At 43.0% G+C, this 15,496-nt stretch carries 13 protein-coding genes; 10 read left to right on the forward strand and 3 right to left on the reverse strand.

The features are described 5' to 3' along the window. Positions 1–7: 7 nt before the first annotated feature. The gene (locus DQQ10_RS14520; RefSeq protein WP_133259658.1) at positions 8–232 is read left to right on the forward strand and encodes a hypothetical protein; all 225 of its coding nucleotides are present in this window, start codon (positions 8–10) and stop codon (positions 230–232) included. Here the strand turns inward: DQQ10_RS14520 and DQQ10_RS14525 are convergent. Together DQQ10_RS14525 and DQQ10_RS14530 are read right to left on the reverse strand one after the other, a co-directional pair. Then, positions 217–1,152: an FG-GAP repeat domain-containing protein gene (locus DQQ10_RS14525; protein ID WP_112747615.1), complete on the reverse strand. Its 936-nt coding sequence runs from the start codon at positions 1,150–1,152 to the stop codon at positions 217–219. The two genes, DQQ10_RS14520 and DQQ10_RS14525, sit on opposite strands and share 16 nt — an antisense overlap. Positions 1,153–1,375: 223 nt before the next feature. Continuing rightward, on the reverse strand, positions 1,376–2,461 hold the full coding sequence (locus DQQ10_RS14530; RefSeq protein ID WP_112747616.1) for a glycoside hydrolase family 18 protein: 1,086 nt from the start codon (positions 2,459–2,461) through the stop codon (positions 1,376–1,378). A gap of 1,115 nt (positions 2,462–3,576) precedes the next feature. Between DQQ10_RS14530 and DQQ10_RS14535 the strand changes: the two genes are divergently transcribed. From DQQ10_RS14535 to DQQ10_RS14570, 8 genes are all read left to right on the forward strand, one after another. After that, positions 3,577–4,158: a hypothetical protein gene (locus DQQ10_RS14535; protein ID WP_112747617.1), complete on the forward strand. Its 582-nt coding sequence runs from the start codon at positions 3,577–3,579 to the stop codon at positions 4,156–4,158. A gap of 52 nt (positions 4,159–4,210) precedes the next feature. After that, positions 4,211–4,858, forward strand: a complete 648-nt coding sequence (locus tag DQQ10_RS14540) for a hypothetical protein (protein WP_112747618.1) — start codon at positions 4,211–4,213, stop codon at positions 4,856–4,858. 54 nt (positions 4,859–4,912) lie between these two features. Then, the gene (locus DQQ10_RS14545) at positions 4,913–5,353 is read left to right on the forward strand and encodes a hypothetical protein (protein ID WP_112747619.1); all 441 of its coding nucleotides are present in this window, start codon (positions 4,913–4,915) and stop codon (positions 5,351–5,353) included. A gap of 133 nt (positions 5,354–5,486) precedes the next feature. After that, positions 5,487–5,990, forward strand: a complete 504-nt coding sequence (locus DQQ10_RS14550; protein ID WP_112747620.1) for an SRPBCC family protein — start codon at positions 5,487–5,489, stop codon at positions 5,988–5,990. Positions 5,991–6,120: 130 nt separating this feature from the next. Then, on the forward strand, positions 6,121–6,504 hold the full coding sequence (locus DQQ10_RS14555) for a hypothetical protein (RefSeq protein WP_112747621.1): 384 nt from the start codon (positions 6,121–6,123) through the stop codon (positions 6,502–6,504). A 158-nt stretch (positions 6,505–6,662) separates the two neighbouring features. Then, positions 6,663–8,537, forward strand: a complete 1,875-nt coding sequence (locus DQQ10_RS14560) for an ABC-F family ATP-binding cassette domain-containing protein (protein ID WP_112747622.1) — start codon at positions 6,663–6,665, stop codon at positions 8,535–8,537. A gap of 213 nt (positions 8,538–8,750) precedes the next feature. Next, on the forward strand, positions 8,751–10,454 hold the full coding sequence (locus tag DQQ10_RS14565; RefSeq protein ID WP_112747623.1) for a GMC oxidoreductase: 1,704 nt from the start codon (positions 8,751–8,753) through the stop codon (positions 10,452–10,454). A gap of 49 nt (positions 10,455–10,503) precedes the next feature. Then, the gene (locus DQQ10_RS14570; protein ID WP_221409735.1) at positions 10,504–11,088 is read left to right on the forward strand and encodes a gluconate 2-dehydrogenase subunit 3 family protein; all 585 of its coding nucleotides are present in this window, start codon (positions 10,504–10,506) and stop codon (positions 11,086–11,088) included. 104 nt (positions 11,089–11,192) lie between these two features. On the opposite strand, the gene DQQ10_RS14575 is transcribed toward DQQ10_RS14570, so the two are convergent. Continuing rightward, positions 11,193–11,612, reverse strand: coding sequence for a response regulator (locus tag DQQ10_RS14575; RefSeq protein ID WP_112747624.1), 420 nt, complete (start codon positions 11,610–11,612; stop codon positions 11,193–11,195). A 68-nt stretch (positions 11,613–11,680) separates the two neighbouring features. On the opposite strand from DQQ10_RS14575, the gene DQQ10_RS14580 reads away from it, so the two are divergent. Then, entirely contained in the window at positions 11,681–15,370 is a 3,690-nt protein-coding gene (locus tag DQQ10_RS14580; protein WP_112747625.1) for a chemotaxis protein CheB, read from the forward strand. Positions 15,371–15,496: the final 126 nt, after the last annotated feature.

Below are 15,496 nucleotides of genomic sequence, written 5' to 3' on the forward strand. Positions count from 1 at the left end.
TCACTTAATGAATAGATACCTGGATTATACCCTCGAATATTATAGACCCGTGAATTTTCCCGATGCAACGGGCTGTTATGCCAATGTTGCACGCATGAATTTTGTGTTATCGATCAACGAAAACATCCAGCCAGTACGTTGTGTGCATAAAAATGAAGAGACCGTCAATCCAATGACAGTCTCTTCTTATACTAAGTTCTTAAAGGCTGGTAGCGATTATTGTTCTGGATAAGTATTGATCGTAGACCAGCTGGACGTTCCATTGTAAGAAACTTGCCAGAGGCTTCCTGTAGGATTGAATACATCAGAAATGCCATCATTATTGAAGTCCCCTGGCTCGAGGTTTATACCAATAGACGATTCAGGGTTTCTTACGATAGTCCAGTTGTTAACGGCATCGTAAGAAATTTGCCACCAGTTGCCCGTACCTACAAGCACGTCTGATTTGCCGTTGCCATCGTAGTCACCGATAACCATGTCTTTAGCAGTAGCCACTGAATAAGGGCCAAGCACCCACGAAGATGCAGCGCCATAAGAAAACTGCCAGCGTGATCCAGTGCCGACTAATACGTCGTCTTTGCCATCGCCATTGTAGTCACCGATTGCCATGTCATAAGCTACGGCTGCAGAGTACGGACCGAGTACCCATGACGATGTAGCACTGTAAGAAATTTGCCAACGCGATCCAGTACCCACCAGTACGTCGTCTTTTCCATCGCCGTTGTAGTCACCGATTGCCATATCTTTTGCAACAGACACGGTGTAAGGACCGAGTACCCATGATGACGTCGCACTGTAAGAAATCTGCCAACGTGATCCTGTGCCCACGATCACATCGTCTTTTCCATCGCCGTTGAAATCTCCGATGGCCATGTCTTTCGCACGTGCCGATGTATAGGTCGTGTATACGTAAGGTGTGTTGCCGCCGTAAGAAATTCTCCAGCGTGAACCAGTGGCATGGAGAACGTCTGTGTAACCATCACCATTAAAGTCGCCGAGCTTGAGATTACTGCTCGTTCCGAAACGCGCTAACGTTTCCGCATTGGCTACTTCCTTTGGTGTTTCTTTTTTCACAACCGCTGGTTCTTCTTCAGAACATGACCAAGCCACGGATGCTAAGAGCGCGAACGCAACAACTTTTAGATTTTTCATTTTATAAGGGTTTTGTGATTAATAAATCCTCTGCGTTGATTCAATCTGATATTTCAGTCAGATCGTGTTCAAAGGTTGTCACAAAACATGCAGGTCTGTACTCATACTTCACGAACAGGCCGGTTCACTAAACAGCCTGGACGAAAGTGATGATCGTTGGACAAAAAAAATGGCTGATCAGTTAATCCGATCAGCCATTCTATGCGTCAATGAAGTTACTACCTTATTTTTTCGCTAACTTATCAATCTCTTCCAGCAGTCCATCCGTCATGGTATCGGAATTCAGTTCCCAGAACATAATGCCGTCTAGTTTCTGATCGATAACATACTGCGTTTTAATGCGCATCGATTTCTTATCATCGAACGTGATGTAATGCTGTTTTGTAGCGTTATAACCATACGGCGCTTTGGCGACATCGTCCCAGAAAAGTTCGTAACCTTGCGCTGGCGTGATTTCTTTTGCAAAACGATGATAGTCTACAAACGAAAGAAATTTACCCGGCTGATATAATCCATTGTTCTTATCAGGCACATTCTCCCAGATGCGGCCATAGAAAGCAGCACCGAGAACAAGCTTATCGCGCGGTACGCCAATCTTGATTAAATATTGAATACAATTATCAGTCGATTCTTTTTGCTCAGGCCTTGAATACAATGCCGTATGATGCCCCGTTTCAGTTGAGAATCCGTTGATAAGATCATACGTCATGAGGTTTACGCGATCCACATGCGGCATAACCGCTTTCCAATCAACTGACTCCTCAAGAAACTTTTGGAACCCGCCCGCAGCGAAACTCACTTCATACTTAGAACCTAGTGTTGACTTTAAAATTTTTACAAGTTCCGTGAAGTTGTTCTTATCAGCGGCCTGATATTTATGTCCAGGATGACCTTCAATGGTTGGATACTCCCAATCGAGATCGATCCCATCAGACTTAAAGTATTGATTCAATTTTAGGACAGACTTTGCGAATTGTGTGCGTGCAGCGCTCGTGGAGAATACATCAGAGCACGGCGCACAGCCACCCCAACCACCAAGTGAAAGAATTACCTTCAGGTCAGGGTTTCGTTTTTTTAGCCCGACGAGTTTTTTGATGGTAACAGAGTCGCGCGAATTATCTACGGCAAGTTCATTGCCTTTCAAATGGCAAAAGCTGAAAATGATGTGCGTTAATTTTTCAGCTGCAAGGCTATCGACCTTTTCCGGTCCGCCGGAATAGTAAGCAATCACAGTGATTTTCTTTTTGTACTGCGCCTGCGCAAAAAAACAAGCACAGCAGGTTAAGACTGTTAATAGGATAATTCGCATAGTTGAATTTGTAAATTGAAAAACTAAAGATCTTCAGTTCACCTAAAGTCAGGTGATTTTTGTGATGAAGGGATGAAAATTTATTTGCTTCCCGTGGTGTGCGGTGTGGGATTTTAAGTGTGTTCAAGTGTTCGCGTGTTAAAGTATTCAAGAAATCCACGAGGTGATCTTCGCGCGTAAAAAAACTTAATCCTAAATACCTTGGCCAGAGACGCCCAGTATTCCAAAGTCTAACGCATTGCTTGTAACTTGTAGCTACTAGTGTCCTGGGAATTTTTAGTTTGGTAAATAACGCGCGCTTTTAATCAGTAATCGATGGTTTTTGAAGTCCGTAAAAAAGAGGGGTTTGTTTTGAGAGAATCAGTTTAATAGAACGTATGCGCGGCGGCCCAACTTAAACGCGGGGGAGCCCCGGCATGTGCGATGGGTAGCATGTCTAAGTTTCCCCTTATTCTTTTGTTACTTTTCTATTTGGGGAAGCAAAAAGAAAAGTAAGAAGAGGCTGATGCATGAACGAATCAGGCAGACTCAGTAGAACATTCAAAAAGTTGATAAGGGTAAGTGCGATCCGGCTTTGGGGCCGCTATGAAAACTTTCTCCGGACACGAATAGCTCGTAGCTCGCAGCTCTCTACCGTGACCCTCCTGTGTAGCCTCCCTATTTGCTTCATAAACGACCCATTCTATAGAACAAACACCGCATCTTCCTAGGGGCGATAGCCAGAATAATGAGAGCGCAATGAACGGACATCTGGAGAAACATGCGAATTAATGAGAGAACAATGAACGCGCGATGAGAGAAAAATGAACCAAACATCGGAATTTATGCTACGTCATCTATAGCGCGATGAAACAACATCTATAGAACGATGATAGAAGTACTGGACACGTATGGAGAACATATGGAGAAAATGAAAGGATGTCTATAGCTTCTCTAGAGGATCAAGCCAGGAAGAGGCTTCTGAGCGCAGTTGATGTTTACGCCTTCGCGCACCTTTCATGCCTAGGGGGGCATCACACATGAACATTATTGAAATAGTTTTCCCCTCTAGGGCTGGAATATTTTTTTAAGTAGTTTACACTGCAAATACCGCGAACGTTGTAGACAATGCAAAAATGGCAAGATTGACAATCGTGTTGATATTTTTATCGTACCATACATCGGCACAGAATACGCTTCGTGAGTCAACGAAATGGACAGATACTACCTACACATCCGTAAACCTGCAAGCGATTCCCTTCGGCGAAAGGATCATACACTATGACTACGGTAAGGTGGCCTCAATATATTTGAGCTATGACAATGTGCAGGACGTTTGCAAAAAATGGACAAAGATGGGTTGGGGACATCGCTATAAAGACCTACTAAAGACGGTGAAGTCCATGGCCACTAAATCAGATACCATTAAGGTGTACGAATGCTCAAAAGAACTTGACTACGTTACGGCCGAATTGCTATCTAGCGGAAGTGGCCAAGTGTACGATAAATTTCATGGACAGTCTGTTAGTCTAATTGCACACCGACTAGAAAGGTATGGTTCGCAGGCGCATCGGTTTTACTATTTACCTGACGGAAGAGCATTCTTTGCCGTCTGCGAGCTTACTGCTATTCTCGATCCAGACCCAATTCAAGCTTTACAAAAGAACTATCATGAGTATATTGGGTTGGGTGATAGACTACAAGAAATAGGCAAGTAGATTTAACCAATTTGAATTCCTTGAGCACTAATATTATTGAACAGTTTGCGATATGATTTTTATTTTTGGAAGAAAAAGGGCTAAAATCAAAAAAGCGTTTGATCACGTAGGAAGTTGTACAAGTTGCAATTCGATCGGCGTTCAATTTGAAATATTCAGAGACTATTATCATTTGTTTTGGATCCCGATTTTTCCCGTCGGTGACAAGGAAACAGAAGGTCGCTGCACGCAATGTGGAAAGCCAAATAACTACAATCCACGTGCAAAGCATTTCGAGTCTGTCACTAGAACGCCGATTTATCTATACGCAGGGGTTTTGTTTTTTTTGATATTAATTGGATCACTCGTAGTTGGAAATATTAATACCCAAAAGGAAAAGGCACTTTTCATTGCCGATCCCAAAGCTGGAGATGTTTATCTGATGCGGAAAGACGTAAATGATAGTACCTACTACTTCTTTTTGAGAGTTGCTCGCATTCAGAGCGATACCGTAATAGTTTACCCGAATGTTTTCCAATACTTTGGTTTCATTACTAAAATGGATGATCAAGACCATTTTATAGCGCAAGAATTCTACTACACCAAAAATGAATTGAGTGAGTTGCTGGAAAAAGGCGAAATTAATTCAGTTGAAAGAGACTACGGTGATTATAAAGGATTCAATAGGATAGTCGACTTGAAAGTAGATTCAGTGAAATAAACAAGGCAGTACCTGCTAACGACAAGTTGTTGCGCGTCATTCAAACAAAAAGATATGGGTTATTATGCAGACTGTTATGTTCTGACGAATGACAGAACAAAGAAATTCGTCGACAAGTTTTTAAATACGTTCGTTCCTCACAGAAAAGAACAGGTCGACATATATGAAGTGCCACAATATAAGGGCGACACTGAAATGGAATTTTATCTTGCTGACCAGGTAATTCAGTACTTGGAAATCAATGTAAATATTCCATATACAATTTATTGGGAGAATTTGCACGACGCGGAGCCTCGTTTCGCAAACTGTTTTTTTACAGATGATAACAATTTAATCGTTGGACTCGGCTGCAACACGGACGATATTACGGAGAATGATTTGTTAGCTAAACTCATGAAATTTTGTGGAACGGAGTTCGGCTATATCACCTACGAACAACCTGCGCCTAGAAATTCAACTGCATTTATCGCAATAGCAAAAAGCGCAATGGAGTAGACGGTCCACCGAATGTTTAGCACGATGAGGTTTACGAAAAAGAATCATTAAAATACTTGCGCAACTATATAGTTGCAATTATATTCGCAATCATGTAGTTGCGGATATATATCATTAAACCTAAAAAAACAAAATGAATAGCCAATTGCTGTTTGACTTTACCGTTGACAAAGCTGCTAAGACGGTATACATCACAAGAGAATTTGATGCGGACTTGTCGCTGGTTTGGGATGCTTTTACGAAAGCCGAAATCCTAGATCAGTGGGTCGCTCCCAAACCGTTCGTATCGAAAACTAAAGTGATGGACTTCCGCGTAGGAGGCCGACGATTTTATGCCATGGTAAGTCCTGATGGGCAGGAGTATTGGGCGCTTCAGAAATTCACCTCCATTACCCCGAAAACGAATTTCAAGATGTTCAATTCATTTGCCGACAAAGATGAAAATCCTCAATTGCCAGGTTCCGATTGGGATTACAAATTCAGCGAAGAAAATTCAACAACAAAAGTAAATATCACCATCTACAATGAGTCTCTCGAACGAATGGAGAAGCTGATTGAGATGGGCTTCACAGAAGGGTTTAAAATGTCGATGGTGAACTTAGAAAATCTATTGGCTACGTTATCGAAGCGCAGTTAAAATTTGCAACCGATATCTTTCATACAAGGCGGAAACGCGGGGAGCGATCATAAAAATTGATAACTTGCAGTCGATTAGAATGGTCGCACTTCAAGACACGCACAGGTCTGGCCGCCGATGAGAAAGACAGATGATTAAATCAAAGTACATAGCAGACATACTTGACTTGTTGTTAGACGGCGACGAATTGGGTCAACAAGCAAGGGCGCAAATTGCGTTCTTAACGGAGAAAAACTTTGATTACACAGGCGTTGGGCTTTTTGTGAAATTTGATCATGCCGAAGAAATTGAAAACCATCGATTAGTCACAGACAAAACCGCCATCAATGGTCTTGAGATTAAGTCAACAAGCCTGGAAATTGCCGCCGAAGCAATCGTTCATCTCGTCGATGGACTCGTAGACCATTTAGAAATATGGTCGTATAGTGGCGAGTATCCAACCACGGAATTAGCGGATTATAAATTGCGCCAGGCTTGGCTAAATGGACAAGGACGCGAAATCGAAGTGAACTAGCGGAAACAATCACATAGTTGTCGGTAGGTGCTTGCGTAACGGTGCTAGTGACGCCAAAAGTAGAGGTTGTTCGCCATTACATTTCCAACTTGACGACCTCAACACACCAACACTTCAACACATTTTGCCTACCTTTGCCGCCTTAAACACTTTTCATTTTGAACTACTTATCAGCAGAATCGATTGGCAAAACCTACAACGACAAATGGTTATTTCGGGACGTGACCCTGGGCATTTCGCAGGGAGAGAAGTTTGCATTTGTCGGAAACAATGGCGTGGGGAAATCAACGCTTCTTCGGATCTTAACCGGTGAAATTCAGCCAGATGGCGGACGGGTTAGTCTTCGTCAAGGTATTCGTTTAGGCTTCCTCACACAACAGCCATCAGTACCTGAAGACACGATCATTAAAGACGTGTTATTCAGCGAGTCAAACGAAATTGCTAAAGTAGTAAAGGAATATGAGTACTGTCTTCAGCATCCGGAATCAACTGGCGATCGCATGCAGGTCGTACTTGAGCGTATGGAGGAACTTAAGGCCTGGGATTACGAAGCGAAAGTTCATGAGGTGATCGGTAAATTGGGTGTGCCAGACTTGGATAAAAAGTTTGGACAACTCTCTGGAGGTCAGAAGAAAAGAATATTCTTAGCACAACTCTTACTTCAAGAGCCAGACCTATTGATCATGGATGAGCCCACCAACCATTTGGACCTTACGGCAATTGAATGGCTGGAGAATTACTTGTCGGGGCAAAATATCACGTTGATCATGGTGACTCACGATCGCTACTTCCTTGACAGTGTGGCGACAGAAATCATTGAACTCGACCGTGGTCAGCTTTTCCGGTACAAGGGCAACTATGCGTACTACCTCGAAAAGAAGGAGCAACGCGAAGAAATCCTGAAAGCGGAAGTATCGAAAGCGCGCAACTTATTGAAGAAAGAACTCGATTGGATGCGTCGTCAGCCGAAGGCACGCGGTACAAAGGCGAAGTATCGTATTGAAGCGTTTTATGATCTCCAAGAAAAGGCGTCTCAAGATTTAAGAAAGGAAAAGTTAGAACTTGATATTAAAGAAGCGCGTCAAGGCGGAAAGATTTTGGAAGTAGAACATATCACGAAAGGTTACGGCTCACTTCCCATTGTCTCCGATTTCTCGTACGTGTTTAAAAAGAACGATCGTATCGGCGTTGTTGGAAAAAATGGTGTCGGTAAATCAACGTTCCTGGATATGCTTACCGGAAAACTGCAACCCGATAGTGGTGAAGTGATCCGCGGTGTTACAACAAAATTCGGATACTTTACACAGGAGGCAATCAGTCTTAATTTGAATAATCGTTTGATCGAAGAGGTGAAAGAGATTGCTGAATTCATTACACTCTCCGATGGATCACAAGTTTCCGCGTCGAAATTTCTAGACTCATTCCTATTTCCACCGGAGAAGCAATACAACTACATCAACAAGTTAAGCGGGGGGGAGAAGAAGCGACTGCAATTGCTTAAGCTGTTGGTTACGAATCCAAACTTTTTGATCTTGGATGAGCCTACCAATGATTTTGATATTGATACCCTCAACGTGCTGGAAGACTTCCTGGATAAATTTACGGGCTGTCTACTGCTTGTATCGCACGATCGTTACTTCATGGATCATCTGGTTAATCAGCTTTTTGTATTTGAAGGTGATGGGCAAATCAGATTATTCAACGGAAACTATTCTGACTACCGCGATTGGCTCGAGGAGAATGAGCAAGTAGAAGCGCCTGTTAAAAAACAGGATGCACCCGCTGAAAAGAAAGCAGAGACGACCGAAAAGCGTAAAGCATCTTTCAAAGAGAAAGAGGAATACGGAAAGCTTCAGGGCGAGATCGACAAACTTGAACGTGAGAAGAAGGACGTGATTGAAAAACTCAACGGAGGGTCTACTGATCACAAGCAACTTCAAGCGTGGTCGGCGGAAATAGAACGCATTGGTAACGCGATCGACGAGAAGACCTTGCGCTGGATCGAGCTTTCTGAGTTGATCGAAGCGAATTAGTGTCCGCACACACAACGCTTAGGCGCATCATTTTTCATTAGTATTATTTTATTGTACAGGATCAAGGCAGCGTTTCGAAATAACGTTGCCGATGATTTTATTTTTCGCGGTGTAATAAATCGTGCCGAATCGATTGTAATTATATTTCACCGTTAATATAAATTGCGCCATTAGAATTGTGGATATCCTAACTTTAAGGAATTTAATTCGGCTATGAACCTAAACACGGAAGCAGCAAAGAACAACACATACGACGCCATTGTGGTCGGTACTGGTATTAGCGGGGGCTGGGCCGCGATGGAGCTCACCAAGAATAATTTGAAAACGCTCGTACTAGAGCGGGGTAGAATGGTGAAACATCCTGAATACCCAACAGCGACAAAAGATCCATGGCAACTACCTTATGCTGGTCAAGCAACACGCGAAGATCTAAAGCAGCAGCCAAAACAAGCACGGACTGGTTACACCGTTCGTCAAGATATTAAACACTGGTTTGTAAACGACTTAGAAAATCCATACACCGAAGTAAAACGCTTCGACTGGATGAGAGGCTATCACGTTGGCGGTCGCTCAATCATGTGGGGCCGACAAAGTTACAGACTTGGCGCGATGGACTTTGAAGCAAACGCCAAAGATGGTATCGCAGTTGATTGGCCTATACGATATGAAGATCTTGCACCTTGGTACGATAAAGTAGAGAAGTGGATCGGTGTTAGTGGCAGCAAAGATGGTATTGAACATCTTCCTGATGGACATTTTCTTCCGCCGATGGAATTGAACTGTGTAGAGCTCGACCTCAAAGGAAAAGTTAAAGACAAATTTGGTCGTCCTGTTACAATAGGACGCACGGCGCATGCTACAGCGAAACTAGATCACAGTCCACAACGCGGTACATGTCAGTTCCGAAATCTGTGCTCAAGAGGTTGTCCTTATGGTGGATACTTTAGTAGCGTGTCATCAACATTACCGGAGGCTGAAAAGACCGGCAACATGACGCTCCGCCCGAACTCCATTGTTTATGAATTGATTTACGATGAGAAGAAGGGTAAAGCTACCGGCGTAAAAGTATTAGATGCTGAAACTGGGGAACAAACTGAGTTCTATGCAAAAGTGATATTCCTTTGTGCATCTACTTTCGGATCTACATTCATTATGATGAACTCAATCTCCAATCGCTTCCCGAATGGTTTCGGCAATGATAGTGGAGAGCTTGGTCACAACATCATGGATCACCATCTCAGCGTTGGTGCCGGTGCTTCTGTAGAGGGTTTTGAAGACCAATATTACTTCGGACGTCGCGCCAATGGTTTCTACATTCCTCGATATCGAAATATGGGAGGTGACAAGCGTGATTACTTGCGCGGCTTTGGCTATCAAGGTGGTGCTAGTCGTCAAGGCTGGACCAGCCTCGTATCTGAATTAAGTCTCGGTGCACAACTCAAAGAAACCGTAAGCAAGCCAGGACAGTGGTCTATCGGTATGGGTGGATTCGGTGAGATATTGCCTTACCACGAAAACAAGGTGACACTCAACAAAGAACTTAAAGATAAGTACGGATTGCCCACGCTTACGTTCGATGCAGATTTACGTGAGAACGAATACAAGATGCGTAAAGATATGGCTAACGACGCGGCAGAAATGTTGGAGGCCGCAGGCTATAAGAACGTTCATACATTCGATAACAAAATCGGTGTTGGTTTAGGTATCCACGAGATGGGCACCGCGCGGATGGGTAAAGATCCGAAGACCTCAGTGTTGAACAAGTGGAATCAAGTTCATGCATGCAAGAATGTGTTCGTGACTGATGGTTCTGCCATGACGTCTTCAGCCTGTCAAAATCCGTCATTAACGTACATGGCCTTGACGGCGCGAGCGGTAGATTATGCGGTGAAAGAACTTAACCGTCAGAACTTGTAATTCAGCAACTAAAACGAAAGCATTTACTCACGCTATAAAAAATTATAACATGGATCGTCGCGAAGCATTAAAGCGTACAGCATGGATTATGGGCGGTGTTATTTCAGCACCTGCCTTGGCTGGAATACTCAAAGGATGCACAGCTAAACCAAGCATCAACTGGAAGCCAGCATATTTATCACAAGAACAAGCTACACTCATATCGCAGGTATCTGAAATCATTATTCCGAAAACAGATACACCTGGCGCAAAAGAAGTTGGTGTTCCTGAATTTATCGACTTGATGTTGAAAGACGTTTACAGCGAAGAAGATCAGAAGCGCTTCATGGATGGTTTGAAGAAATTTGATGAAGACGCCAATACCGAGTATGGTGATCCATTCATTGAACTGAGCGCCGATGATCAAGCTGCCTTTGTAAAGAAAGTTCACGACGAAGCAATTGCCACAGAGCACAGCGAAAATCGTCCGGCGAAGAGACCCTTTATATTGATGACCAAAGAGCTGACCTTGTTAGGTTTCTTTACGTCGAAAGCAGGAGCGACGCAAGTATTGCAATACGAAGCCGTACCTGGCGCATACAAAGGCTGCGTTCCTCTGAAAGAAGCTGGTAACGGAAAGACATGGGCGACTTAGATCGCATGCAGTAAGCCTGTTAATAATTTAACTTGTGGCTATTGTTTGTGTTGATGTTGAATCGACAAGCAATAGCCATTTGCTTTTTGATGTGAGCTATCCGATTACTTCGTTTGTATTGTCCGTTCGGATGTATATTTTCCTTCCGCTACTTCAATAATAGCAGATACGGTTTCTTTAAATCCGTCAACCGTGTAAGGTTTGGTGATAAACGAATTGGCACCAGCTTTTAAACACGATTCTATGTCTTCTTTCGAAGAAGAGGTGGTCAGAATAACCACAGGAATATCTTTAAAACTATGCGAAGATTTAATGGAATCGAGTATCTCTCTTCCGTGAATTTTGGGCAGGTTCAAGTCCAAGAGAATCACGTCGGGGAATTTTTTACACGATTCAAGGTAAGGGATTGCCTTATCGCCTTGCTTGATCACCATTATAGAACAATCAACGCTGTTATCGTTCAGCGCATCTTGCATCAGATCGATGTCATCTTGATCGTCTTCAATCAAAAGTATGTTAAGCATATTCACAATTTAAATATTGGCAATTAGAAATTAAAACGTGGCATAGCATACGTTGAAATGAATTTAGAATGAGTCGAAAATCAAATTTTCAGAAAAATAGTAGCGCTCAATACGTAGTGGGTATCGGAGCGTCAGCCGGTGGGATGGAGGCGATTCACGATCTTTTTGATTACATGCCTACCAACACGGGGTTCGCATTTGTTGTTATCCAACATTTATCGCCTGACCACAAGAGCATGATGGGTGAATTGCTCGCCAAGCACACCGACATGAAAGTGCTGGAAGCAGTCGATGGTACGGCCTTAGAAGCAAATTGCATTTATGTCATTCCCAGCAAAAAGTTGATAACCATTCGCGATGGCAAGCTTGTTGTCGACGAAAAACTCAAGACGAAAATTCCCAATAACGCGATTGACGTTTTTTTTGAATCGCTTGCAGAAGATTGCGAGAGTAAAGCTGTGGGAATAGTTTTGTCCGGCACCGGAAGCGATGGTACGCGCGGTCTTCAAGCGATTAAGGAGAAGAAAGGCGTAGTTGTTATACAAGATCCCCTTACTGCCGCGTTCGACGGCATGCCAAACAGCGCAGTCAATGGCGTAACATGCGATCTTATTCTTCCCCCAGAGATCATTGGTGAAGAGCTTGTAGAATATCTGCAAGAAACTCCATTAGTACGTTCATTGAATGAGCAGAACCAACTCAATGAAGGAATCTTAAAAGGTATACTGGCTGAAATACAACGCAAGACACGCCACGACTTCAATCACTATAAAAGGCCAACGTTGTTTAGGAGACTTGCCAAACGGATGTCGGAGTTGGGCATAAATGATGCGTCGGACTATCAAAACTATCTCCAACAGAACGAAGAGGAAGTAACTCGTTTAAGCAAGGAGTTCTTGATCAATGTAACCAAATACTTCCGCGACCCTGAAGCATTCAGACTGTTAAAAAGTACTGTTATTCCGGAGATCGTAGACAAGAAGGGTAAGGAAGACGTCATCAAAGTTTGGATCGTTGCGTGTAGCAGTGGCGAAGAAGCATATTCGATTGTGATTCAATTCCTGGAGTACTTCGCGGCGAAGCAACGTTCAACGCAATACCTAAAAGTGTTTGCAACAGATATCGATACCGACGCGTTGGAAATTGCCTCTCGAGGAGTGTATTCAAAAACAATTGAGAAAGATATTCCTGCAGACCTGCTTAAAAAATATTTCACGTCCGATGGTACTTACTATCGGGTAACAGCTGATCTGAGAAAGTACGTTGTATTTGCAAATCATAATGTACTCAAAGATCCGCCATTCAACCACCTCGATCTAGTGAGTTGCAGAAACATGTTCATTTATCTGAACGCTACGCTGCAACGAAATATCTTAAAGAAATTCCATTTCGCGCTCGACCTTGAGGGATTCCTAATGCTCGGTCCAAGCGAAAGCATCGGACCACTTCAACCTGCCATGCACGAAGTAAGCAGGAAGTGGAAAATATATCGTTGCACTTCAAAGTCAGGTGTTATTGATCACGAGATGATCATGGGCACACCAGACTTTAAGCAGCTGCAATTAAAACCACAGTTAAAAACGATATCCTCGAATTTAAGCGACATCTTCCGCGATACGTTACTGGAAGAGCGTAAGCTCGCAGGGATCTTTATTGATAAAGAATTCAACGTGAAACAAGCCATTGGTAGCTACAAGGCTTTCCTCACATTTCCTGAAGACAATTTTAATTTCAACATACTGAAATTAGTACCACCTGATCTTGCCGTAGCATTAGGGGTAGGAGTGCGAAAAGTTATCGCTACAAATGAACGTTTCGTGATGCGACGTGTGATTGTTCACGAGTATAACCAGGTGCGCCTCGTTAATATTATCATCAAACCATATCTAACGCAAAATGAATTTCGTCAGCCCTTCATCTCAATCATATTAGAAGAAGAACATACAGAACCGCGAAGTGTAAGGCCTTCAACGGATCACATTGAAGCAAATGCAGAACAGTTTGAACAACTAGAGCGCGAGCTTATTGACACGCGTGAAAACTTGCAAGCCGTCATTGAAGAACTGGAAACAGCGAATGAAGAGCTTCAGTCTAGCAATGAGGAGATGATCTCTACGAACGAAGAACTTCAAAGTACTAACGAAGAATTGCAATCACTCAACGAAGAACTTCATACGGTAAGTGCGGAACACCAGGCCAAAATAAAAGAGCTTCATAGTCTTAATGATGATCTTAATAACTATTTTAAGAATTCGGATATAGGACAGATACTCATCGACGGAAACTTTTGCATTCGCAGGTTCACGCCATCGGCCACAGCGATGGTGAATCTCATTGAATCAGATATTGGCAGATCAATCCTAGATATCACCAACAATATTCCCAAGTTGAATTTAAGTGAAGACATTAAGCAAGTGATGGCGACGCAAAGTTCCATTGATCGGGAAGTACAAGTGAGAAACGAGAAGTTCTACCTGATGCGCATCAGCCCCTTCATTAGAAAGGAAAATAAATCGGATGGTGTTGTAATCACATTCGTAGACGCTACCGAATCGAAGAGATTGAGTAGCATCATCGAAGGCGTGTTTCAATCATCCATTAGCGGCATAACGGCGAAACGCGCCATTCGCAACAGTGATCAAGAGATTGTAGACTTTGAATACCTCGCCGTGAATCATGCAGCTGAAAAATTCTTCAATGTCCGCCAGGGATCATTAACGGGAAAAACGATGATGGAGGCTTTTCCCGCGTTCCCGTTACAATATTTCCAACAGTATATAGAGGTAGTTGAACGAGGCACTACAAAGACATTTGAATTTTACCATGAGGGACAAGACCGTTGGTATGAGGTGACGCTCATTAAAATGCTCGATGGATTAATTTCAACACACACCGATATTACGGACCGTAAAAAAGATGCAACACTCATTGCCAAAAATTACGAAGACCTACAGCATACATCGCGGCGTCTTATAGAAAGCAATACACAGCTCGAACGTTCTAACTTCGATCTACTTCAATTTGCTTCTGTTGCGTCACATGATTTGAAAGAGCCATTGCGAAAGATCCAGGCATTTGGAAACATTCTGCATTCAAAAGTAGAAGATAAGTTGACAGGCGGAGAGATCGCATATTTACAGAAAATGATCTCTGCATCGAACCGTATGCAGACCTTAATCGAAGACGTGTTAACATTATCACGGTTGTCGAATAATGGCGTACCGAAAGAGCACGTCGATCTTGCTAAAGTTATTCGTCGTATCAGTGAAGATTTAGAGATTACGATTAAAGAAAAGAATGCCGTAATTAAGATTGATCATTTGCCAGTGATCGAGGGAGTTCCTGGGCAAATGCGCCAATTGTTTCAAAACCTCATCAGCAATTCATTGAAGTTTTCAGGAGATCGAACCCCTGAAATAACAATTCGTCAGAAACCAGTTTCATCTTACGAGTTGGATGGACAACTTACCTTGCCTCATGAAGACTATGCTTGCATAGAATTCGCTGACAACGGCATCGGCTTCGAGAATCAGTACCGCGACAAGATTTTTGGTGTATTCCAGCGCTTGCATGGAAGAAATTTTGAAGGAACAGGTATTGGATTAGCGATAGTCAAAAAGATCGTTGAAAACCACGGCGGGCTTATTTCTGCGCATGGTCAGTTAGAAAACGGGGCGACCTTCAAGATTTTCCTTCCGTTAGCGAAACAATCCGTTCGTTCTAAGGTTAATCACACCAGCGCAGTCAGCAAGGAGTAGGTTTAAACATCGATCTAGCATTTGGGAAATTAAAAGGAAAACATGTAAATTCTGTTGTGTGAATTCCTCATTGCCCAGTGTGTGGCTATTATACACAAGTTGTAGCAGATAACGCCTTCCAGGGAG

Origin of the sequence: Pseudochryseolinea flava, assembly GCF_003286915.1 — a bacterium.
Lineage (GTDB): Bacteria > Bacteroidota > Bacteroidia > Cytophagales > Cyclobacteriaceae > Ohtaekwangia > Ohtaekwangia flava.